At 71.9% G+C, this 20,840-nt stretch carries 19 protein-coding genes and 2 pseudogenes; 8 read left to right on the top strand and 13 right to left on the bottom strand.

The annotated features are described in order from the left end of the window. Together ACWD35_RS23165 and ACWD35_RS23160 are read right to left on the bottom strand one after the other, a co-directional pair. Positions 1-583 (bottom strand): maltotransferase domain-containing protein (locus ACWD35_RS23165; RefSeq protein ID WP_451353179.1); only part of this gene is annotated, 583 nt, incomplete at its 3' end. Between the two features lie 107 nt (positions 584-690). Continuing rightward, on the bottom strand, positions 691-987 hold the full coding sequence (locus tag ACWD35_RS23160) for a DUF5133 domain-containing protein (protein WP_451353178.1): 297 nt from the start codon (positions 985-987) through the stop codon (positions 691-693). Between the two features lie 301 nt (positions 988-1,288). Here ACWD35_RS23160 and ACWD35_RS23155 point away from each other — a divergent pair, with 301 nt between their 5' ends. Then, entirely contained in the window at positions 1,289-1,801 is a 513-nt protein-coding gene (locus ACWD35_RS23155) for a pep a2 (protein ID WP_451353177.1), read from the top strand. Then, on the top strand, positions 1,798-3,969 hold the full coding sequence (gene glgX, locus ACWD35_RS23150; RefSeq protein WP_451353176.1) for a glycogen debranching protein GlgX: 2,172 nt from the start codon (positions 1,798-1,800) through the stop codon (positions 3,967-3,969). Before ACWD35_RS23155 ends, glgX begins: the two co-directional genes overlap by 4 nt. A gap of 20 nt (positions 3,970-3,989) precedes the next feature. Here glgX and ACWD35_RS23145 read toward each other — a convergent pair whose 3' ends face one another. Beyond that, positions 3,990-4,799 carry a VOC family protein gene (locus ACWD35_RS23145; protein ID WP_451353175.1) on the bottom strand — a complete coding sequence of 270 codons (810 nt, stop codon included), beginning with the start codon at positions 4,797-4,799 and terminating at the stop codon, positions 3,990-3,992. 138 nt (positions 4,800-4,937) lie between these two features. Then, positions 4,938-5,729 carry an RNA polymerase sigma factor SigF gene (locus ACWD35_RS23140; protein WP_451353174.1) on the bottom strand — a complete coding sequence of 264 codons (792 nt, stop codon included), beginning with the start codon at positions 5,727-5,729 and terminating at the stop codon, positions 4,938-4,940. 304 nt (positions 5,730-6,033) lie between these two features. On the opposite strand from ACWD35_RS23140, the gene ACWD35_RS23135 reads away from it, so the two are divergent. Next, a complete protein-coding gene (locus ACWD35_RS23135) occupies positions 6,034-6,579 on the top strand; it encodes a hypothetical protein (RefSeq protein WP_451353173.1) in 546 nt (181 codons plus the stop codon). A 48-nt stretch (positions 6,580-6,627) separates the two neighbouring features. Here the strand turns inward: ACWD35_RS23135 and hemC are convergent, their stop codons facing one another. The 4 genes from hemC to ACWD35_RS23115 form a co-directional block, all read right to left on the bottom strand. Then, on the bottom strand, positions 6,628-7,563 hold the full coding sequence (gene hemC / locus ACWD35_RS23130; RefSeq protein ID WP_451353172.1) for a hydroxymethylbilane synthase: 936 nt from the start codon (positions 7,561-7,563) through the stop codon (positions 6,628-6,630). Positions 7,564-7,607: 44 nt separating this feature from the next. Continuing rightward, positions 7,608-8,075: an N-acetyltransferase family protein gene (locus ACWD35_RS23125; RefSeq protein ID WP_451353171.1), complete on the bottom strand. Its 468-nt coding sequence runs from the start codon at positions 8,073-8,075 to the stop codon at positions 7,608-7,610. Next, entirely contained in the window at positions 8,072-8,590 is a 519-nt protein-coding gene (locus ACWD35_RS23120; protein WP_451353170.1) for a hypothetical protein, read from the bottom strand. The genes ACWD35_RS23125 and ACWD35_RS23120 overlap by 4 nt, the downstream gene beginning before the upstream one ends. 66 nt (positions 8,591-8,656) lie before the next feature. Further along, the gene (locus tag ACWD35_RS23115; RefSeq protein WP_451353189.1) at positions 8,657-9,610 is read right to left on the bottom strand and encodes an ATP-dependent DNA ligase; all 954 of its coding nucleotides are present in this window, start codon (positions 9,608-9,610) and stop codon (positions 8,657-8,659) included. Between the two features lie 311 nt (positions 9,611-9,921). Here ACWD35_RS23115 and ACWD35_RS23110 point away from each other — a divergent pair. Then, positions 9,922-10,038: pseudogene (locus ACWD35_RS23110) on the top strand (LysR family transcriptional regulator); the annotation flags it as partial. A gap of 10 nt (positions 10,039-10,048) precedes the next feature. Here the strand turns inward: ACWD35_RS23110 and ACWD35_RS23105 are convergent. Together ACWD35_RS23105 and ACWD35_RS23100 are read right to left on the bottom strand one after the other, a co-directional pair. Further along, on the bottom strand, positions 10,049-10,816 hold the full coding sequence (locus tag ACWD35_RS23105; RefSeq protein ID WP_451353169.1) for a DUF2690 domain-containing protein: 768 nt from the start codon (positions 10,814-10,816) through the stop codon (positions 10,049-10,051). A 195-nt stretch (positions 10,817-11,011) separates the two neighbouring features. Then, the gene (locus ACWD35_RS23100) at positions 11,012-11,494 is read right to left on the bottom strand and encodes an SH3 domain-containing protein (RefSeq protein ID WP_451353168.1); all 483 of its coding nucleotides are present in this window, start codon (positions 11,492-11,494) and stop codon (positions 11,012-11,014) included. 259 nt (positions 11,495-11,753) lie between these two features. Here ACWD35_RS23100 and ACWD35_RS23095 point away from each other — a divergent pair. From ACWD35_RS23095 to ACWD35_RS23085, 3 genes and pseudogenes are all read left to right on the top strand, one after another. Further along, a pseudogene (locus tag ACWD35_RS23095) lies at positions 11,754-11,949 on the top strand (hypothetical protein); the annotation flags it as partial. Continuing rightward, on the top strand, positions 11,946-12,413 hold the full coding sequence (locus ACWD35_RS23090; RefSeq protein WP_451353167.1) for a peroxiredoxin: 468 nt from the start codon (positions 11,946-11,948) through the stop codon (positions 12,411-12,413). The pseudogene ACWD35_RS23095 and the gene ACWD35_RS23090, both read left to right, overlap by 4 nt. Positions 12,414-12,499: 86 nt before the next feature. Beyond that, positions 12,500-14,863, top strand: coding sequence for a SpoIIE family protein phosphatase (locus tag ACWD35_RS23085; RefSeq protein WP_451353188.1), 2,364 nt, complete (start codon positions 12,500-12,502; stop codon positions 14,861-14,863). A 128-nt stretch (positions 14,864-14,991) separates the two neighbouring features. Here the strand turns inward: ACWD35_RS23085 and ACWD35_RS23080 are convergent, their stop codons facing one another. Both ACWD35_RS23080 and ACWD35_RS23075 read right to left on the bottom strand, forming a co-directional pair. Further along, positions 14,992-16,494, bottom strand: coding sequence for a metallophosphoesterase family protein (locus ACWD35_RS23080; protein ID WP_451353166.1), 1,503 nt, complete (start codon positions 16,492-16,494; stop codon positions 14,992-14,994). A 63-nt stretch (positions 16,495-16,557) separates the two neighbouring features. Continuing rightward, positions 16,558-17,184, bottom strand: a complete 627-nt coding sequence (locus tag ACWD35_RS23075; protein ID WP_451353165.1) for a LysE family translocator — start codon at positions 17,182-17,184, stop codon at positions 16,558-16,560. Between the two features lie 377 nt (positions 17,185-17,561). On the opposite strand from ACWD35_RS23075, the gene ACWD35_RS23070 reads away from it, so the two are divergent. Beyond that, positions 17,562-19,925, top strand: coding sequence for a M4 family metallopeptidase (locus ACWD35_RS23070; RefSeq protein ID WP_451353187.1), 2,364 nt, complete (start codon positions 17,562-17,564; stop codon positions 19,923-19,925). A gap of 92 nt (positions 19,926-20,017) precedes the next feature. Here ACWD35_RS23070 and ACWD35_RS23065 read toward each other — a convergent pair whose 3' ends face one another. Next, positions 20,018-20,773, bottom strand: coding sequence for a dienelactone hydrolase family protein (locus ACWD35_RS23065; protein ID WP_451353164.1), 756 nt, complete (start codon positions 20,771-20,773; stop codon positions 20,018-20,020). Between the last annotated feature and the right edge of the window lie 67 nt (positions 20,774-20,840).

Below are 20,840 nucleotides of genomic sequence, written 5' to 3'. Positions count from 1 at the left end.
GCTCGACGAGCAGTGGCATCGCGTCCGAGGCGGTGACCAGCTCCCGCAAGGGATAGCGGGCCAGGATCGCGTCCACCTCCGGCGCCAGCGCCGCCTTGAAGCGCTCGTGCACCGGCAGCGAGTCGTCACCGAGAGCGCGCGCCGCGGTCAGGACCAGCTGCCGTTCCGGCCCCTTGGGTACGCCGGCCGCCGCACGCTCGTAGAGCTCGGCACCCTCCTCCAGGACCAGCCCGGTGTCGATCCCGGCCGGCACCTTCACGGAGGCGGTGTGCCGCCAGGTGGCCAGCGGATGGCTCCAGGCCTCCACGCGGAAGGTCCAGCGGCCCGTGGCGTCCGGAGTGACCTCCGCGCCCCAGCGGTCGCTGCCGGGGGCGAGTTCGCGCATCGGTGTCCAGGAGCCACGGCGGCCCCACGGATCGCGCAGGACGACATTGGCACCGACGGCATCGTGCCCCTCGCGGAACACGGTGGCCGTGACCTGGAAGGTCTCCCCGGCCACCGCCTTCGCCGGGCGCCTGCCGCACTCAACGGCCGGCCGGACGTCACGTACCGGTACGCGGCCGATGTCCGGGGTCCTGCGCATGTGTTCACCTCCGCCGTGTGCGAAGCCGGGCACCCGGCCCGGCCTCGCGATCCGAGAAAACGGTTCGGCTTCCGCCGAACCGCAAAGACGCCATGTACGGTGCCAGGTCAGGGGCTTGACGCCGGGGAACGCCGCTCCGGCGGCCTCCTTCTGGCGGTCCGGGCCGGTTTGGACCGGCCGTCCTGCTCCTGCAGGTAGGTGACCAGGTTGGTGCGCAGATAGCGCTCGGCGGCGTCCGCGGCCTCCCGGGCGCAGCGCTTGCCCATGAGCACGCACAGTGTGTAGCCCGAGTCCTCGAAGGTGGCTCGGAGCGAGCGGTCGTGCGGCGAGGCGAGCATCATCCGCTCCCACGCCCGGTAACGCCGCAACTGCCGGGCCACTTCGGCCTTGGCGGGTAGCAGCATGGCCCTCTTCACCCTCCACGCTCTCGACTGGGCGCGTTCCCGACCCTCGGGTGGCGTCCGCGCACGGAGGGGCGCGGCACCGTTACGGCGATCGAGGCTTTCACTCATGGTGCACGCATGAGGACGCAGCGTCTTGTTGGAGCTTCAACCACGGTCGTGTCGCGGTGCTCGTGTTGCACGAATGGCGTAGTGGCCGCACTGTGGATGTGACTCAGAAGCGATCGGCGCTCACGCTGTGTGTCTGGATCCCTTCCGGACGGGTGAGGGGAGCGGGAGCTTCGCGGGTGAGGAGCAAGCGACTATGAAGACCGCAGTGCCCTGCTACTACCACCTTGACGTGGAAGTCAGTGCTGAACGGGTGGGACAGGTCAGCCGTATCCTGGCCGCCCATCTCCGCTACTGGGACCTCGACAACCTCGTGGCCCCCGTCTGCCGCGGCGCCGAGCTGCTGTTGCGGGCGATCGACGAGCACGCGACCGACAAACGCACGTCCATCGAGCTGTGGTGGAACGGCCAGCATCTCATCACCGCGTTCGGGGGCGACGATCCCGACCTGCGCCCGGATCAGGATCTGCGGGCCTGCCTGACGGACATCGCGGCCATGAGCGACGGCTGGGGCTGCTGCGCTCCGGAGACCGGCAGCAAACTCATCTGGTTCTCGCAGCGGGCCCGTGCCGGTGAGCGCGTCCCGCTGGTGCCCCTCGCCCCGGCGCCGACCCTGACCCAGGGCCTCCAGGTGCCGCGCGAGGAACCGGCGGTCGTGCTCGCCGCCCCGGCCGCCGCCTTGGACGACGTCCTGGAGGGCAGCCGGTGACGGCCCGCAAGGCCAGGAAAGGGGTGCCCGTGTGGAGCGGGCACCCCTACCCGTTGGGCGCCGTATTCGACGGACAGGGCACCAACTTCGCGCTGTTCAGCGAGGTCGCCGAGCGGGTCGAGCTGATCCTCGTCGACGACGCCGGCGCCGAGACCCCCGTGCCGCTGCACGAGGTCGACGGGTTCGTGTGGCACGCGTACCTCCCCGGCATCGGCCCCGGCCGGCGCTACGGCTACCGGGTGCACGGCCCCTGGGACCCGTCGCTCGGCAACCGGTGCAATCCGGCGAAGCTGCTGCTCGACCCGTACGCCCGGGCCGTGGACGGCCAGATCGACAACCACGCCTCCCTCTACGAACGCGCGCCGCAGGGCCGCTCCTCGGCCGACAGCGCCGGGCACTCCATGCTCGGCGTGGTCACCGACCCGTACTTCGACTGGGGCGACGACCGCCCGCCCCGGACGCAGTACGCGGACTCCGTGATCTACGAGGCTCATGTGCGGGGCATGACCCGTGCCCATCCGGATGTTCCGGAACGGCTGCGCGGCACCTACGCCGGCCTCGCGCATCCCGCGGTGACAGAGCATCTGACCTCGCTCGGCGTGACCGCGGTGGAGCTGATGCCGGTGCACCAGTTCGTGCAGGACGGTGTGCTCCAGGACCGGGGCCTCGCCAACTACTGGGGCTACAACACCATCGGCTTCTTCGCCCCGCACAACGCCTACGCCGCCTTCGGCAGCCGGGGCCAGCAGGTCAACGAGTTCAAGGCGATGGTGAAGGCGCTGCACGCGGCCGGCCTCGAAGTGATCCTCGACGTGGTCTACAACCACACCGCCGAGGGCAGCGAGTTCGGCCCGACCCTGTCGTTCCGGGGCATCGACAACGCCTCCTACTACCGCCTGGTCGACGGCGACTGGGCGCACTACTACGACACCACGGGCACCGGAAACAGCCTGCTCATGCGGCACCCGTACGTGCTTCAGCTGATCATGGACTCGCTGCGGTACTGGGTCACCGAGATGCACGTCGACGGCTTCCGTTTCGACCTCGCGGCAACCCTGGCCCGGCAGTTCCACGAGGTGGACCGGCTGTCGGCGTTCTTCGACCTGATCCAGCAGGACCCGGTGATCAGTCGCGTCAAGCTCATCGCCGAACCCTGGGACGTGGGGGAGGGCGGCTACCAGGTGGGCAACTTCCCGCCGCTGTGGTCGGAGTGGAACGGCAGGTACCGCGACGCCGTACGGGACTTCTGGCGCGCGGAACCCGGCTCGCTCGGCGAGTTCGCCTCCCGTCTGACCGGCTCCTCCGACCTCTACCAGCACAGCCGGCGCAGGCCGCGCGCGAGCGTCAACTTCGTCACCGCGCACGACGGTTTCACGCTGCGTGACCTGGTGTCGTACAACGACAAGCACAACGAGGCGAACGGGGAAGGCAATCGGGACGGCGAAAGCGTCAACCGGTCCTGGAACTGCGGGGCGGAGGGCGACACCGACGACCCGGCCGTCCTCGAACTGCGCGCCCGCCAGCAGCGCAACCTGCTGGCCACGCTGCTGCTGTCGCAGGGCATCCCGATGCTCTGCCACGGCGACGAGATCGGCCGTACCCAGCGCGGCAACAACAACGCCTACTGCCAGGACAACGAGATCTCCTGGGTGAACTGGGAGCTGACCGAGGAGCAGCGGGCCCTCGCGGACTTCACCGGCCGGCTGATCGCCCTGCGCGCCGCGCACCCGGTGCTGCGCCGCCGGCGCTTCTTCCGGGGCGAGACGGCGACCAACGCGCGGCAGCCGCTGCCCGACCTGGTGTGGCTGCGGCCCGACGCCCGCGAGATGACCGGCCGGGACTGGCAGCGCGACGACGCGCACTCGGTCGGCGTGTTCCTCAACGGCGACGCCATCGCCGAACGTGACCCCTACGGCCGCCGCCTCGTCGACGACTCCTTCCTGCTGCTCCTCAACGGCTATTGGGAACCGGTCGACTTCCGCCTGCCCGACGCCTCCTACGGCGAACGCTGGACGACCCTGACCGACACCGCCGACCCCGAGGGCATCCCCGACGAACGCGAACGCAAGGCGGGCACGAGGCTCCGCGTGGAGGCCCGCAGCATGGTCCTGCTGTCCCGTCCGTCGCGTCCGTCCCGTCCGTCGCGTTCATCGCGGGCCGGGCGCTGACCCGTCCCGCGCGGGACGGCTCAGCGGGTGGGGTGTGAGGTCACTGTGAACTGGGCACCGTCGGGGTCGCGCAGGATCGCCTCGGACTCGTCCTCGCGCAGCACGCTGCCGCCGTGCTTCTCCGCCGCGCGGGCGCAGTCCGCCACCGTCGCCACCGCGAAGTGGACCTGCCAGTGCGGTCGCACCTCGGGGTCCGGGACGGCCTCCGCCGCGCCCGAGTCGATGCGGGCCACCACGTCACCCCGGCTGCGCAGCACCACCTCGCCGCCCTCGTACTCGACCTCGCAGCAGCCCGGCTTGTTCGAGGCCCAGTCGAGGATCTCGCCGTAGAAGAGCGCGGAGTCGAAGGCGTTGCGGGTGTGCAGCCGTATGAAGGTCGGTGCCGCCCGCCGCCACGACTCCCAGTTGGAGATCAGTTCCCCCTGCCAGATCCCGAAGGTGGCGCCGTCCCGGTCGGCGAGCAGCGCGGCCCGGCCGGGCGGGAAGGACAGCGGCCCGACCGCCGCCGTACCGCCGCGCTCCCGGGCCCGGGCCACGGCCACGTCCGCGTCCGGAACCGCGAAGTACGGCGTCCAGGCCACCGCCATCTGCCACATCGCGGCGATCGCGGCGATCCCGGCCACCGGCACCCCGTTCGCCAGCGCGATCCGGAAGTGCTCACCGAGCTTGGCGCCGCGCCAGCGCCAGCCCAGCACGGCCGTGTAGAAATCCTGGGTGCCCTCCAGGTCGCGGCTGGTGAGGCTCACCCAGCACGGCGCGCCGAAGACGGAGTGCGTCGAGAGGACCTCGCGCTTCCTGGGTGCACCGCTGGCAGGCGTGTCTTGGTTCATGGCAGTCGCGTCCTGGTCTCGGGGCCCGGCGGCCCGGCTCTCGTTCCAGTGTCCAACCGCAACGGGGTCGGGCGCAGGTCGAGTACCCCGGTGGCCGGAGGCCAGCCGGGTGACAGACGTGCGGCACAGACGTGCGGCTCAGCGGGCCTCGGCGAGCAGTTCCTCGCGAATCCGGTCGAAGCAGCCGCTCAGCAGCCGGGATACGTGCATCTGCGAGATGCCGAGTTGCTCGGCGATCCGGCTCTGGGTCATCCCGCGGAAGAACCGCAGGTAGAGGATGGTGCGCTCGCGCTCGGGCAGCGCGGCCAGGCACGGCCCCACGGCGGCCCGGTCGACGACGAGGTCGTAGCCGGGGTCGGACCCGCCCAGCGAGTCACCGAGGGCGTAACCGTCCGTACCCGCGACCTCGGCGTCCAGCGACAGTGCCGTGAAGCACTCCAGCGCCTCCATCCCGGTGCGCACCTCGGCCTCGCTGAGCCGGGCGCGCGCGGCGATCTCGGCGACGGTGGGCGCCCGGCCCGGGGTGGTCTGCGCCAGCTCCTTCGCGGCGACGCGCACCCGGTTGCGCAGATCCTGCACCCGGCGCGGCACGTGCAGGGTCCACATGTGGTCACGGAAGTGGCGCTTGATCTCGCCGGTGATCGTCGGCACCGCGTACGCCTCGAACGCGCGACCGCGCTCCGGATCGTAGTGGTCGACGGCCTTGACCAGGCCCAGCGCGGCCACCTGGTACAGATCCTCCAGACACTCCCCGCGACCGCGGAACCGCACCGCTATCCGCTCCGCCATCGGCAGCCAGGACCGGACCACCTCGTCCCGCAGCGCCCGTCGCTCCGGACCGTCGGGCAGCGCCGCAAGCCGTTCGAAGGACTCGCCCGTGTCGGGGGCGTCGTCGTGCGGATGGGCTTTCGCGCTGCCTGTGACACGCATGGTGCGAACCTCTCTCAGCAGGTGCTGAAGGTCCGAAGCACTCACCTCAGAATCCCACAGAGGGAGATAGCCGAACAAATTGGGAGATATAGGTGTGAATGGGGCAGGGGTGTGGACCGGCCTGGACGTGATGTGCGGCACGCGCCGACACCCCGCCCGAAGGGCCCTCGCGCGGGTTTTTCCTGGGCAGCGCTTGATCAGTGATCAAAGCGGGCGAATCAGCTGCCCACAGAGCATTCTGCTCATTTGACAGTGCGCTGAGCGCACAGATAGACAGCACCTCTCGAAGGTCGAGAGGGGCATTGTGTACGAGCCGAACGTGGTCGGGGACTGGCATGAGTATGACGAGCATGCCGGTCTGCGGGTCCGCGTCCACCGCCTGGAGGCGACAGAACCGCCGCGCGGACGCGACGACGCCGCCGCCGGACTGACGTACTTCAGTGTCCGGGTGACCGTCGAGAACCGTGGTGCGCAGCACTACGGCATCCACCTGGAGGACGGCCAGGCCGATGTCCGGGTCGGCCCGGACGGGGAGGGCGCCTTCATCGACTGGCGCAACTCGCAGTTCATCGAGGGCTTCGACGTCTACCCGCTGCGCCGGGTCACCGCCGTGCTCTACGCGGCGTGCCCCGAGGCCGCCCTCACCCACGTGGACGTGCAGGTCCAGCTGCGCGTGAACGAGGAGTGGACCGACCGGCGGCTGTGGGCGGGCGGCATCGGCGTGCTGGAGACGACCGCGGCGGCCACGCCGGCGGGCGCCGGGCCGGGCAGCCTGGCCCACCAGCTCGGCGCCTTCCTGAAGGACCAGACCGAGTTCCAGAGGGACCAGACCGGGCCGGACACCGCCTGACCCGGTCGTCGCTTCTCCGTCGCCCCGCCGGGTGCGGGACGCCGTCGATCAGTGCGCGATGCCGTCGATGATCTCCCGCGCCCCCTGCCTGAGCAGCGCCACCGCGACCGAGGTGCCGAGCGTGGCCGGGTCGAGCCGGCCCGCCCACTCGTGGGCGTTCAGCCGGGTCTTGCCGTCCGGGGTGAACACGCAGGCGCGCAGGGAGAGTTCACCGCTGCGGTCCACGCGAGCGTAACCGGCGATGGGGCTGTTGCAGTGGCCCTGCAGCACGTGCAGGAACATCCGCTCGGCCGTCGCCTCCCGGTGGGTGGCCGGATCGCCGAGCCCGCTGACCGCGTCGATCAGATCGGTGTCGTCCTCCCGGCACTGCAGGGCGAGGATGCCCGCGCCGATCGGCGGCATCATCGTCTCCGGGGACAGCACCTCGCTGATCACGTCACGGCGGTCGATCCGCTCCAGGCCGGACACCGCCAGCAGCAGCGCGTCCGCGTCGCCGGCGGCCAGCTTCTCCAGTCGGCGGTTGGCGTTGCCGCGGAACGGCACACATTCCAGATGCGGGTGCGTGGCCGCCAGTTGGGCCACCCGGCGCACCGAGGAGGTGCCGATCCGGGTGCCGGCCGGCAGCTCGTCGAGGGTGAGCCCGCCCGGGTGCACCAGCGCGTCGCGGATGTCGTCCCGCTTCAGGAACGCGGCGAACACCGTGCCCGCGGGCAGCGGCCGGTCGGCGGGCACGTCCTTCACGCAGTGCACCGCGAGATCCGCCTCGCCGGCCAGCAGCGCGGCGTCCACCTCCTTGGTGAACGCCCCCTTGCCCTCGACCTGGGACAGGTCGCCGAGCCACTTGTCGCCGGTGGTCTTCACCGGTACGACCGCGGTGCGTACACCCGGATGCAGTACGGCCAACTCGGCTCGGACACGCTCTACTTGGGCCAGCGCCATGGGCGAGTCGCGGGAGACGATACGGATCAGATCGGGAACCGGCATGCGGACACGATAGACCTTCGGCCGACAGGGCGTGGACGCGCCCGTCATCGTGTCAGGCGCAGGCTGTAACGGACCTTGTTCTTCGCATGGGCGCCGAGACGGTCGTAGAAGCGCACCGCGCCCTCGTTCCAGGCCGGGGTCTGCCACTGCACCTCGGTGAGCCCGAGCCGGTGGGCCTCGGCGACCACCGCGTCCACCAGCAGCGCACCGAGCCCGAGGCCGCGATGGCCGGGGGCCAGGAACAGGCAGTCCATGTGCAGGTACTCGCGGCCCTCCCAGGTGGACAGTTGGGGCGAGCAGGTGGCGTAGCCGACGACCTCGCCGTCCGCGGTCTCGGCAACCAGGCAGCACAGCCGCGGGGCCGGGGTGCCGAACAGCAGCTCGGCCAGCCGGCCGGCCAGGCCGGGAGCCGGCGGGTCGTCGCGCTCGTACTCGGCGTGCAGGGCGGCGAGTTCGACGACGCGGGGCAGGTCGGCGGGCTTGGCGTGCCGGACCTGGGGAGTGCCGCTCACCGGACCTCGCCCTCCACGGTGTCCGATCCCCAGGCCGTGAGGCGCTCGGCGAGCGGGCCCGTCCCGTCGAGTACGTGCCGGGAGAAGGCCTCCCGCTCGTGCGCTAGCAGGGCCGCCTCCCAGACGCACGGTGCGAGGCCCGCCCGGCCCGGCCGCAGTTCCGCGGGTCTGCCGGCCGGGCCGGTGAACACGGCGAGATCGGACATGTGGCCCTCGATCCACGTGTGCACCAGGACGTAGTCTCCGTCGCCGCCCGCATGCACCAGGAGCACCGCGAGCCCGAGCGAGCCGCGCAGCCGGCCGAGCGCCAGATGCCTCTCGGCGAGTTCCAGCGCCGCCTTCATGGCGGCCGAGTCGACCGAGCGGCCCGGTGCCGCGAGGGCGTACACCTTCACCAGGTGCCCGGCGGCCTCCCGGACCCCCAGGGCCCGGGCGGTACGGGCATGATGACCCCCGGCGAGATCGAGCAGACCGGCGGCGTCCACCGCCGGGGGCAGTTCTCCGTGAAGATCCATCTCGCCATCATGCCGGTTGCGCGCCAAAATCGTTCTGCGGAAGCCGAGTTGCAGCGGCCGGCACGCTCACCCGAAGCCTTCGGGCAGGACCGCCGCCGAGTCCTCCGGTGTGAGGTCCGGGCGCAGTCGCAGCCAGGACGGCTGGCGGAGCAGTCCGGCCCGGGTGCGGGTGCTGTAGCTGACCTCGCCGACCAGCCGGGGCAGCACCCAGTGGGCGCCCGCGATCCTCGGCTCCGGGTCGAAGGGGCACCGGGGGCTCGCGGCGGCTCGCAGCAGCCCCGCCAGTTCCGTGCGCTCCGCCTCGCTCCAGCCGGTGCCCACTCCGCCGACGTAGCGCAACCGGTCACCCGCGCGCTGGCCGAGCAGGAGCGCCCCGGGCAGCCCGGTCAGCCGCCCCTTGCCCGGCAGCCAGCCGCCGACGACGACGTCCTCGGCACGCAGGTTCCGGATCTTGATCCAGGCGCGGGACCGGACCCCCGGCTCGTACACCGAGTCCAGCCGCTTGCACACGATGCCCTCCAGGCCGTGTTCCCGGGTGGCCCGCAGCGCCTCGGCGCCGTGGCCGACGACGGCCGCGGGGGTCGACCAGTACGGCCCGGCGAGCCTCAGGTCCTCCAGCCGCTCCCGCCGTCGTACGTAGGGGAGCCGGAGCAGCGGCTCCGCCAGATACGGCACGTCGAACAGCACCAGATGCACGGGCACCCGGGCGGCCCGGCGGGCGGCTCGCGCGGGGGCGTGCGCGAGGCCCATCCGGCTCTGCAGCAACTGGAAGTCGGCCCGCCCCAGTTCGTCCAGGGCCAGCACCTCGCCGTCCAGGATCGTCGGCGTGGCACCCAAGGCGCGGCCGAGCGGCCGGAGTTCGGGATAGGCGCCGGTGATGTCCTCGCCCGAGCGAGCCCGCAGCAGCACGCTGCCGTCGCCGGGCAGATAGGCCATCACCCGCTGGCCGTCCTGCTTGGTCTCGTACGCCCACTGCTCGTCCTGGGCGGCGGGCGGCAGCGTGCCGGGCGTGGCGAGCATGGGCGGGACGAGCGGCAGGGGCGCGGCGGGCACGGCGGTCACGGGTGAAGATCTCGACCGCCGGTGGCGTCCGCACGCGCCTTTCCTCACCGGTTCCCCTGAACGGGCCCGACAGCGGCTGCCCTGCCGGCCGGTGGAGCAGGATGTACGACGCCCAGCAGCACGCCGCCACCAGGCCCAACGCCATGCCCACGTAGTCGGCGGAGGGCCGCGGGCGCATCAGGACGACCACCCCGCCCGCCGCCGGCACCGCGCACCCGGCGACGAGCCGCCGGCGCGCGGCGCTCAGCGCGAGTGCCGCGACGTACTGCCGTACCGTCCGGGACGCCGGATCCGTCGCCGTACGCCTCGCCTGGTGGCGCGAGGACCCGCACCCGGCCCAGCAGACCGTACTCGAACTGCTCACCGGGCTGTACCGGGCGCAATAGAGGAGCGGCTTCACCCCTGCGCGCCGGTCGGTACGTCCAGCCCGGTGCACGCCAGTTCCCCGTCCACCTCGGCACACGCCTCCACGCCCCTCGGCGAGGACACCGGGAGTATCGGGCTGGTGTTCTCGTCGGCGCCGTCCCCCGGATAGCTCGCCGAGAGCACGTCCTGGCCCGCCCGCACCGACACCTTCCGGGCCTGCCCGGAGCGCATCCGCACCTCCGACCAGGCGGTGCCGCAAGCCGGTGAATAGCGCAGGCGCACGACGTAGCCGGGGCCGGTGACCGTGCTCGTGGTCCGTGCGTCCCGGGCGCACACCGAGGCGTCGGGCAACTCGCCCTGGCAGGAGCGGCCATGGCAGCGCGGAACCGCGGGGAGTACCTGGGCGGTGGGGGAGTCGTCCCGGTCGGGCAGGGCCACGGCGGCGGCGACACCGAGCAGCGCGAGCGTCACCGACAGCGGCAGCCAGTGAGCCCGCCTCGGCCTCCTGCGACCCTCGCGCCGGGGCGGGCTCGCGGCGGGCGGGGCCTCGGCCGCCTCCCACAGGGCCAGTACGGCGGCGGGATCGGCACCGGCCAGCCGGCTGAGCGCCTCCACGGCCGCCCGCGGTGGCCGCTTGCCGCCCGAGAGATAGCGGTGCCAGGCCGACTTGCTGTACGGGGTGCGCGTGGCCAGCGCCGCCAGGCTCAGTCCCGTACTGCCCTTCAACTCGCGCAGTCTCGCCGCCAGTAGCTGGTCCGGCGGCTCGTCCGGCGTGGTCGATGTGTGGGGATGCCGCATTGCGCGTCCCTCGACTCCCTTTCCGCTATGGGCGCTTTTTGCCCATGATGCCGGAATGGCTTCCCGGGTGATCGGCGACCGCAACGCCCGGCGAGGTATGAGGAAGGTGAGGCGTGCGCATGTCGAGGGCCTGTTCGGGAACACGGGGTTTCCGAACAGGCCTCGGCGGTCAGCTCGTACGGCGGTGAGGGGCCGTCAGCAGCAGCGGAGGATGCGGTTGGTGCGGACGTAGTACGCGGAGACGTAGCCCTTGTGGTGGCGCAGCCGGTACCAGGTGCGGTTGCCGAACACCGAGGAGCCATACGTCTTGCAGCTGAGGGCCAGCAGCCGGTGCGCGTGCCGGTGGCCGATCACCCGGTAGCCGGTGCCCGGGCCGGAGCGCACGTTCAGCGCGGCGCGGTGCGTGGCGACACGGCCGGTGGCGGGCAGGGCCAGGTGGCGGCGGTGGTGGACGCGGCGCGTTGCGTGCTTGCGGTGCGTGGTGTGCTTGCAGTGGTGGCGGGGCGTCGCCTTGTGGCGGCCGGGGTGCGCCGCGCGGTGCGTGTGGTGCCCGGCCGTCGCGGTGGGGGCCGGGAGCGGGGTGGTGGTGCTCGCCGGGGCGGCCCCGGCCGCCGTCGGCAGGAGTGCGAGCACCACGACCGTGGCCAGCAGACCGCTCTTGAGAGTCCGTCGGATCATGGAAACCTCCGGCTGTCGTTCTCGTGACCACGGGAAGTGATCACGACAGCCAGCGTTGCCGCGACGGGCCGTCGCGATGCCGTCCCCGCGTCCCGTGGGACGCCGGGGACGTCTCCCGGGACGGGCACGGGGGCAGGCACGGCGACGGGTGCGGGCCCGCCGCGGGATCCGGACGGCAGGGCCACCCCCTCGGCTACCGTCCAGTAGGATCCGGCAGCAGGTCATCAGAGGAGGATCCGTGCCCCGGTCCGAACGCTCGCCCCGGACGCGCGTGGTGGCCGCGAAGGCGGCGGCCTTCTTCGCCGGGGTGTTCCCGGCCAATGTGAAGATGGCCATCGACTGGCGGCACCGGGCCCGCCCCGCAGCGGACGGCCGCCCTCGCGCGGCTGCCTCTCCAGGTCCCCCTGGTGCTGTGGGCCCGTGGTGTCGCCCGGAACGGGAAAGGACTGTCGTGACGAAAGCCATCGAGGTCGGCGACAAGATCGAGGACTTCGCACTGCCCGACGAGACCGGCACCACGCGCCGGCTCGGCGAACTGCTGGCCGAAGGGCCGGTCGTCCTCTTCTTCTACCCCGCCGCCATGACGCCCGGCTGCACCGCCGAGGCCTGCCACTTCCGTGACCTCGCCGCCGAGTTCGCCGCCGTCGGCGCCCGGCCCGTCGGGATCAGCGGAGACAGCGTGGAGCGGCAGCAGGAGTTCGCCGGGCGGCACACCCTCGGCATGCCGCTGCTCTCCGACACCGACGGCGCGGTCCGCGAGCGGTTCGGCGTCAAGCGCGGCTTCTCCCTCGCGCCCACCAAGCGTGTCACCTTCGTCATCGCCCAGGACCACACCGTCCTGGACGTCGTCCGCAGCGAACTGCGCATGAACACCCACGCCGACCGGGCCCTGGACGCGCTGCGCGCCCACCGGGGCTGACCCGGCTCGTCCGGCGCCGCCCAGCGGGGCCGGAGCGGCCGTCCCGGCGCTTGATGCGCCGGGACAATCGGCCCATGCTGGGGCGTATGGAGCAAGTCGCGGCCACGGCGATCATCGATGCCCAGGGCAGGGTGACCGGGTGGAGCGAGGGCGCGCGGCTGCTCACCGGGCACCCGGCCGAGGAGGTCGTGGGCCGGCCCGCGGCCGGCCTCCTTGCCGCGGACATGCCCACCGCGGCCGTATCCGGCGCAGCCACGTCGGCCGAGGCCCTCGCCGCACGGACCGGCACCGTCACCCTGCGCCACCGCGACGGTCACCAGATCGAGGTGGCCCTGACCGCCTGCCCCGTCCTCGACGTCGACGGCCGGTCCGCCGCGTACGTCGTCACGGCCGGCCCGCCCGGCGCCGCCCTGGCCGCCCAGGCCTTCCAGCAGGCCTCGATGTCCATGTCGGTCTTCGACCTCCGCCAGCGCTACCTGCGCCTCAACGAGGCCGCCTGCCAGGTGATGGACGTGCCCGAGGAGGAGCTGCTCGGCCGGTACTTTCCGGACACCGTGGAGGACACCGAACCCCACCGGGGCTTCCTGCGCCATCTGCGTGAGGTCGCCGAGACGGGTGAGCCCGTCCGCTACGAGAGCTTCGCCAGTGCCCCCACGCTGAACGAGGAGCACGCCTGGAGCATCGAGATGTGGCCGCTGCGGGACGGCCGGGGCGAGCTGAGCGCCGTCGCCCTCGCGGCCTTCGACAGCACCGAGCAGTACTGGGCACGGCGCCGGGCCGCCCTGCTCAACGAGGCCGCCAGGGCGATCGGCACCACGCTGGACGTCGTCCGCACCGCCCAGGAACTGACAGAACTCCTCGTTCCGCACTACGCCGACTTCGCCTCGGTGGATCTGTTCGACTGGGTCCTCGGTGCCGAGGAGCGCCCCGTCGACCTGGGGAGCCCTCTCGAACTGCGCCGTGTCGCCCACGCCTCCGCCGCCGAGGGCGCCCCCGAGCCCGCCGTCGTCCTCGGCGAGAGCGACACGTACCCGCCCGACTCGCCGCCCGTCCGCGCCCTGCGCGAGGGACACGCGGTGATCAGCCAGGCCGACGAGCTCGGGTTCATCGAGTTGATCACCGAGCGCAATGCCCGCTCACCCGGGACCAGCCCCACGAACCGGGACGTCCACTCGGTGATCGCCGTGCCCCTGCACGCCCGCGGCGTCCGGCTGGGCGTCGCCGTCATCGTCCGCACCACGCACCTTGACGCCTACACCCCCGACGACGCCCTCTTCGCCGAGGAACTCGCCAGCCGCGCCGCCGTCTGCATCGACAATGCCCGCCGCTTCGCCCGCGAGCGCTCCACGGCCCTCGCCCTCCAGCACAGCCTGCTGCCGCGCGGCCTGTCCGGACAGGCCGCGGTCGACGTCGCCCACCGGTATCTGCCGTGCGGATCGCTCGCCGGCATCGGCGGTGACTGGTTCGACATCATCCCGCTCTCCGGCAGCCGCGTCGCCCTGGTTGTCGGCGACGTGGTCGGGCACGGCATCCAGTCCTCGGCGACCATGGGCCGGCTGCGCACGGCCGTACGCACGCTCGCCGATGTCGACCTGGCCCCGGACGAACTCCTCACCCATCTCGACGACCTGGTCACCCACCTGGCTTCCGACAACGGCGCCGAGGAGGCCGCCGAACTCGGCGCCACCTGCCTGTACGCCGTCTACGACCCCATCTCGCGCCGCCTCTCCCTGGCCGCCGCCGGCCACCCGGCCCCGGCCGTCATCCTGCCCGGCGGCGCCGCCGAGTTCGTGCCCATGACGGCGGGACCACCCCTCGGGGTCGGCGGGCTGCCGTTCGAGGCGACGGAACTACGACTGCCCGAAGGCACCATCGTCGCCCTCTACACCGACGGCCTGCTCCTGAACCGCGAACGGGACGTCGACCACGCCGGTGACGCCGAACTCCGGCGTGCCCTGAGCGCACCCGCCGATTCCCTGGAGGATCTCGGCGACGCCGTCCTCAAGGCCGTCCTGCCGGAGGCGCCCGGCGACGACGTCGCCCTGCTGCTGGCCCGCACCCGCGCCCTCGGCGCCGACCACGTCGCCACCTGGGACGTCGCGCCCGACCCCGCCCAGGTCGCCGTACTGCGCCAGGCGACCGGCGAGCAACTGGCCGTCTGGGGGCTGGACGAGGCCGCCTTCGTCACCGAACTCGTGGTCAGCGAACTCGTCACCAACGCCATCCGCTACGGCGAACCGCCCATCCAGCTGCGCCTGATCCGCGACCGCGCGCTCATCTGCGAGGTCTCCGACGCCAGCTCCACCTCACCGCACCTGCGCCGCGCCCACGCCTACGACGAGGGCGGTCGCGGACTGCTGCTGGTCGCGCAGCTCACCCAGCGCTGGGGCAGCCGCCAGACGGGTAGCGGCAAGACCATCTGGGCGGAGCAGCCGCTGCCGGACGCGTGATCGCGCGCTGACCGGAAGCGGCCGTGGCCCTGTCGCAGAGCCGGTGGCGGGGCACATCGGCGCCGAGATCACCGGCGTCGACCTCGCCGGCCCCTCGACGATGCCGTGGACCACGCCCACCGGCCGGATCACTTCAAGGGGATGGTGACGTCGTCCTCGACCGGCGGTTCGAGCTCCTGGGCACGGTTCCCGGTCGCGGCGAAGCAGCGCAGCCGGACCTCCTCCGGGGTGACGTCCAGGCGCAGGAAGGACTTGAAGAACGGCGGACTGTAGGTGGCCGAGCCCGGTGACAGCAGCTGGGTGTACATCTTGCGCACCGGCAGCCGGAACCGGGAGGTGCGCTCCGGGTTGCCGCCGGCGCCCAGCAGGGTCCCGATCAGCCGCATGCGCCGGGTCACCCGGATGTCCGGTCCCGCCGCGCGGCCCGTCTCGATACCGAGGTACTCGGCGATCACCGCCGTCGCCTCGGCCTCGCTCAGGGCGAAGAAGCGGCGCAGCCGCAGCCGGTGGCCGTACAGGCGGCTGTGGAAGGCCAGCGAGTCGCCGCGCAGCGGATAGCAGCGGAACTCCCGCTCGGTGACGTTCGCGACGGAGACCCGGGGGATGGTGTGCGTGGCGTGCATGAACGCCCCGCCGCCGCCCGCGACCACGTACTGGACGGTGCGGCCGGCCACGTCGACCGGGTACCGCTGGTAGTTGTGGATGTCGCCGCCGATCGCGGCCACGTAGTGGTGGTCCGGGTCGCGGACGATGTCGTCGACCGTGCCGCCGCCCTCGATGGGGCACGGATGGTGCTCGCCGTCGACGTACAGCGGGGAGCCGGTGATCAGGATCTTCGGCTTCGGGCCGGCGGATATCTCGCGCAGCCAGGCGCCCTGTTCGGCGTCGATGGTGCCGAGCAGCCCGGTGTCGATCCCGACGATCCGCACCGGGCCCGCGTCGATCGCCCAGTACGGGCCGGGCTGTACGGCCTGTTGCTCCGGGGCCGACCGCAACGCCCGTGCGGCGGCGAGGCGTTGCTCGTCGGCCGGGCGCGGCTTGTGCCACAGCAGGCCGCGCAGCCAGGCCCGGGTGAGCGGCCGGGGCGCGGGCGCGGGGCCGGGCGACGGGGTGTCGGCGCAGAAGACACGCATGAACGCGCCCAGGTCCTCGTACCAGTCGTGGTTGCCCGGTATCGCGTAGATGGGCGCCGGGTAGTCCTGGTACGGCTGGAAGAACTTGCTGCCGTAGTCGTCCGTGCTGCCGACGGGGTAGATGACATCGCTGGCGAGGACCGCGAAGTCGGTTCCCCGACTGACCTTCAGAAATCCTGGGACGACGGCGTATTGGGCCCCGTCGCCCTCTCCGGTGTCCCCGATGACCATGAACGAGAAGCTGTCCGCCGCCTCCCGCCGGATCACCTTGTCGGCGGGGGCACCCGCTGACTCCCGCCGCGCCACCCAGCGGCTGCGGGCACGGCCCGTCGGGTCGCCGAACCACGACGCCAGTACGCCGTTGCGGGCGGCCCACAGGTGCCGCGGGTTCAGCCACGACAACTTCTCGACGTGTTCCGGCATCAGTTGCTTGTAGGCGCCGGGCTCGGCCGAGCCCCAGCCGGCGCCCTGTGCGGTATCGCGTGAGGAGTCAGACACCGGTGCACGGTAACAACGTGCCGATCACGCCCGGGATGCCGGGGTCTGAGGGTACGTAAGACTCTAGGAATCGACGGCCAGGCGCAGGCCGAGACCGACCAGGACGAGCCCGGAGAGCTGTTCCATGCGGCGCTGGACGGACTGCCGCCTGAGCACCCCGCCCACGCGTCCGGCCAGCCAGACCAGCGGGAGGTACCAGACCAGGTCGACCACGGCCCAGATCACCGAGAACAGCAGCAGCGTCGGCAGCACGGCGGCGTGCTGCGGCACGAACTGCGGCAGGAAGGAGACCGCGAACACGCCCGCCTTGGGATTGGCGAAGTTGGTGACCAGACCCTGTCGGTACGCCCGCCCCAGCGACACCGCGGCAGCCCCCGCCACGGGCTCCCCGGCCGCCCGGCCGGCTCGCCGCGCCTGCCACAGGGCACGCGCGCCCATCCACACCAGTACCGCGGCGCCACCGATCTGGATGCCGTCGTAGGCGACCCTGGAGGCCAGCAGCAGGGCCGAGAGACCGAAGGCCGCGGCGAGACCCCACAGCAGGACCCCGCACTCGTTGCCCAGGACCGTGGCCATGCCGGTTCTCCGGCCGTTCACCACCGCCCGGCGCAGGATCACGACCGTACTCGGCCCCGGAACCATGGCGATCAGGAAGGCGGCGCCGACGAACGCCACGACGGATGTCATCATCGGGGCAGCATTCCGGGCGTGTTGCCGCGCCGCAAGACCCGCGCCGGTCCGCGGGCCGGGGCATCAGCGAGCAGGTGCCCAGTGACCTTTCACGCATGATCACGGGATTGCCCCGATTCGGTCCGGCTCACAGCCGCCTCATAGGGAAAACCCTCGATTGACAGCGCTACCTAATGACATGAACGGGTCACCACTGTCATTCTCCCCCCGCACGCTGATGCTCCCCGTTCTGGGCTCGGATCACGTTCGCCCAGATCAGCGCACCCGCGTAGATGACCCGTCTGCGCGGTCTGTCATCGGCCGCGACCCCGGCGGTCGCAGCAGGAGGAGTTCGAGTGAGACGCCTTCCCCACAGACGCCTTCCCCACAAGCGGGCCATGGCCGGAGCCGCCCTGATCTCCACCGCGGCCTTCCTCGCCGTCGGCCTCCAGGCGGTCCCGGCGACCGCGAAGCCCGCCGCCCCCCACCCCAGCGCCCTGCGCACCGGCGGCCTCGATGCGAAGCTCAGCCCCGCCCAGCACCGCGCGCTGGTCGACAGCGCCCGGAAGCAGACCGGCGCGACCGCCCGCACCCTCGGGCTCGGCGCGCAGGAGAAGCTGGTCGTCAAGGACGTCGCCAAGGACAACGACGGCACGCTGCACACGCGTTACGAGCGCACCTACGCCGGTCTCCCCGTCCTCGGCGGTGACCTGATCGTGCACACCCCGCCCGCCTCCCTGGCCAAGGGCACGGTGAGCACCACCTACGCCACCAAGCAGAAGATCAAGGTCGCCTCCACCACCGCGACCTTCGCCAAGTCCGCCGCCCAGACCAAGGCGCTCAAGGTCGCGAAGGCCCTCGACGCGAAGAAGGCCACCACCGACAGCGTCCGCAAGGTGATCTGGGCCGGCCACGGCACCCCGAAGCTCGCCTGGGAGACGGTGATCGGCGGCCTCCAGGACGACGGCACGCCCAGCCAGCTGCACGTGATCACCGACGCCACCAGCGGCAAGGAGCTGTACCGCTACCAGGCGATCAAGACCGGCATCGGCAACACCCAGTACAGCGGCCAGGTCTCGCTGACCACGACCCAGTCGGGTTCGAACTTCACGCTCACCGACGGGGCGCGCGGCGGCCACAAGACGTACAACCTGAACCACGGCACCTCGGGCACCGGCACCCTGTTCTCCCAGACCAACGACACCTGGGGCAACGGCACCACGTCCAACGCGGCCACCGCGGGCGCCGACGCCCACTACGGTGCCGCGGAGACCTGGGACTTCTACAAGAACACCTTCGGCCGCAGTGGCATCAAGAACGACGGTGTCGGCGCCTACTCCCGCGTCCACTACGGCAACGCGTACGTGAACGCCTTCTGGGACGACACCTGCTTCTGCATGACCTACGGCGACGGCTCCGCCAACGCCGACCCGCTGACCTCCCTCGACGTCGCCGGCCACGAGATGAGCCACGGCGTCACCTCCAACACCGCGGGCCTGGAGTACAGCGGCGAGTCGGGCGGCCTGAACGAGGCCACCTCCGACATCTTCGGCACGGGTGTGGAGTTCTACGCCAACAACTCGACCGACGTGGGCGACTACCTCATCGGCGAGAAGATCGACATCAACGGCAACGGCACGCCGCTGCGCTACATGGACAAGCCCAGCAAGGACGGCGGCTCCGCCGACAGCTGGTACGCGGGCGTCGGCAACCTCGACGTGCACTACTCCTCGGGTCCGGCGAACCACATGTTCTACCTGCTCTCCGAGGGCAGCGGAACCAAGGTCATCAACGGCGTGACCTACAACAGCCCGACCTCCGACGGCGTCGCCGTCACCGGCATCGGCCGGGCCGCGGCCCTGCAGATCTGGTACAAGGCGCTGACGACGTACATGACGTCGACCACCGACTACGCGGCCGCCCGCACCGCCGCCCTGAACGCGGCTGCCGCGCTTTACGGCACCAACTCCACCCAGTACGCCGGAGTCGGCAACGCGTTCGCCGGCATCAACGTCGGCAGCCACATCAACCCGCCCGCCAACGGCGTGACGGTCACCAACCCGGGTAACCAGTCCTCCACCGTCGGCACCGCGGTGAGCCTCCAGATCCAGGCGAGCAGCACCAACGCGGGCGCGCTCACCTACAGCGCCACCGGTCTGCCGGCCGGCCTGTCGATCAACAGCTCCACGGGCCTGATCACCGGCACGCCCACCACGGCGGGCAGCTCCAACACCACCGTGACGGTGACCGACTCCACCGGCGCCACCGGAACCGCGACCTTCACCTGGACGGTCGGCACCACCGGCGGCTGCACCTCGTCGCAGCGGCTGACCAACCCCGGCTTCGAGTCGGGCAGCACCGGCTGGACCGCGACCGCCGGGGTCATCGACAACAGCGCCGGTGAGCCCGCGCACAGCGGCTCCTACAAGGCCTGGCTCGACGGCTACGGCAGCACGCACACCGACACGCTGTCCCAGTCGGTGAGCATCCCGGCCAACTGCAAGGCGACCCTGACCTTCTGGCTGCACATCGACACCTCCGAGACCACCTCCAGCGTCCAGTACGACAAGCTGACGGTCTCCGCGGGTTCGACCAACCTGGCGACGTACTCGAACCTGAACGCCAACACCGGTTACGTGCAGAAGACCTTCGACCTGTCCTCGCTGGCGGGCCAGACGGTCACCCTGAAGTTCAACGGCGTGGAGGACATCTCGCTGCAGACCAGCTTCGTCGTGGACGACACCGCCCTGACGACCAGCTGACCCGCACACCCTGAGGTCCCGCACGCGGAAGCCGTCCGCGTGCGGGACCTTCGCATGTCGGCTCGGCGGAGCCAGGGGAGCCGTGCCCCACGTCAGAACGTGCGCTTCAGCAGGTCCAGCAGCGCCGCCCAGTGCCGCTCGTCGGCGTCCCGGTCGTACGACGGGGTGTCCGCCTGGGTGTAGCCGTGCACCGCGCCCCGGTAGACCTCGCAGGTGTGCCGTACCCCGGCCTCGGTGAGGGCCTGCTCCAGCCGCCGGACCTGCTCCTCGGGCAGGGACGGATCCTGGTCGGCGTGCCCGAAGTACAGCTCGGCGGTGATGTTCCCGGCACCCTGGTGCGGGCTGTCCGGGTCCTCGGTCGCCAGCCTGCCGCCGTGGAAGCCCGCCGCCGCGGCGACCCGGTCGGGATGGGTGGCCGCCGTACGCAGCGCCAGCCGGGCCCCCATGCAGTAGCCGGTGATCGCCACCGGGCCGTCGGCCGCCAGCGGGTTGTCGGCGAGCCAGCCCAGATACGCGTCGGCGTCCCGCCGGATCTGCTCCGGCGTCAGCGAGTGCACGATCGGGCCGAGCCGCTCCCAGATGGCCGGGTCGGCATCGGGGTCGATGAAGTCCGGCAGTTCCACGACCGGGGTGCGGCCGAGCCGGTAGAACACGTTCGGAACCAGGACCGTGTAACCGGCGGCGGCCAGCCGGTCGGCCATCGCCCTCAGGTGCGGGCGCAGCCCGTAGGCGTCCTGGTAGAAGAGCACAGCCGGGTGCGGACCCCCGTCGGCCGGGTGGGTCAGGTAGGCGTCGGCGACGCCGTCCGCGGCCGGGATGTCGACGGCTGTGCCCTGTACGGCGGTCATGCGGAGAAGCCTCCAGTGAATTCGGCGCCGGGAGGCGGGTGCCCCTCGGCGCTGCGGGTCCCCCTCA

This window comes from Streptomyces sp. NPDC002671, assembly GCF_053592475.1.
The sequence above is the reverse complement of the archived record's forward strand: the minus strand, read 5'-3'. Positions and strand labels throughout refer to the sequence as shown.

Coding starts and splice junctions, on each gene's coding strand:
- ACWD35_RS23085 (WP_451353188.1), top strand. CDS start 12,500: ATGGAGCAAGTCGCGGCCACGGCGATCATCGATGCCCAGGGCAGGGTG.
- ACWD35_RS23120 (WP_451353170.1), bottom strand. CDS start 8,590: ATGGATCTTCACGGAGAACTGCCCCCGGCGGTGGACGCCGCCGGTCTG.
- ACWD35_RS23145 (WP_451353175.1), bottom strand. CDS start 4,799: ATGAACCAAGACACGCCTGCCAGCGGTGCACCCAGGAAGCGCGAGGTC.
- ACWD35_RS23155 (WP_451353177.1), top strand. CDS start 1,289: ATGAAGACCGCAGTGCCCTGCTACTACCACCTTGACGTGGAAGTCAGT.
- ACWD35_RS23160 (WP_451353178.1), bottom strand. CDS start 987: ATGCTGCTACCCGCCAAGGCCGAAGTGGCCCGGCAGTTGCGGCGTTAC.
- ACWD35_RS23105 (WP_451353169.1), bottom strand. CDS start 10,816: ATGCGGCATCCCCACACATCGACCACGCCGGACGAGCCGCCGGACCAG.
- ACWD35_RS23065 (WP_451353164.1), bottom strand. CDS start 20,773: ATGACCGCCGTACAGGGCACAGCCGTCGACATCCCGGCCGCGGACGGC.
- ACWD35_RS23070 (WP_451353187.1), top strand. CDS start 17,562: ATGGCCGGAGCCGCCCTGATCTCCACCGCGGCCTTCCTCGCCGTCGGC.
- ACWD35_RS23100 (WP_451353168.1), bottom strand. CDS start 11,494: ATGATCCGACGGACTCTCAAGAGCGGTCTGCTGGCCACGGTCGTGGTG.
- ACWD35_RS23115 (WP_451353189.1), bottom strand. CDS start 9,610: ATGCTCGCCACGCCCGGCACGCTGCCGCCCGCCGCCCAGGACGAGCAG.
- ACWD35_RS23075 (WP_451353165.1), bottom strand. CDS start 17,184: ATGATGACATCCGTCGTGGCGTTCGTCGGCGCCGCCTTCCTGATCGCC.
- ACWD35_RS23140 (WP_451353174.1), bottom strand. CDS start 5,729: ATGCGTGTCACAGGCAGCGCGAAAGCCCATCCGCACGACGACGCCCCC.
- hemC (WP_451353172.1), bottom strand. CDS start 7,563: ATGCCGGTTCCCGATCTGATCCGTATCGTCTCCCGCGACTCGCCCATG.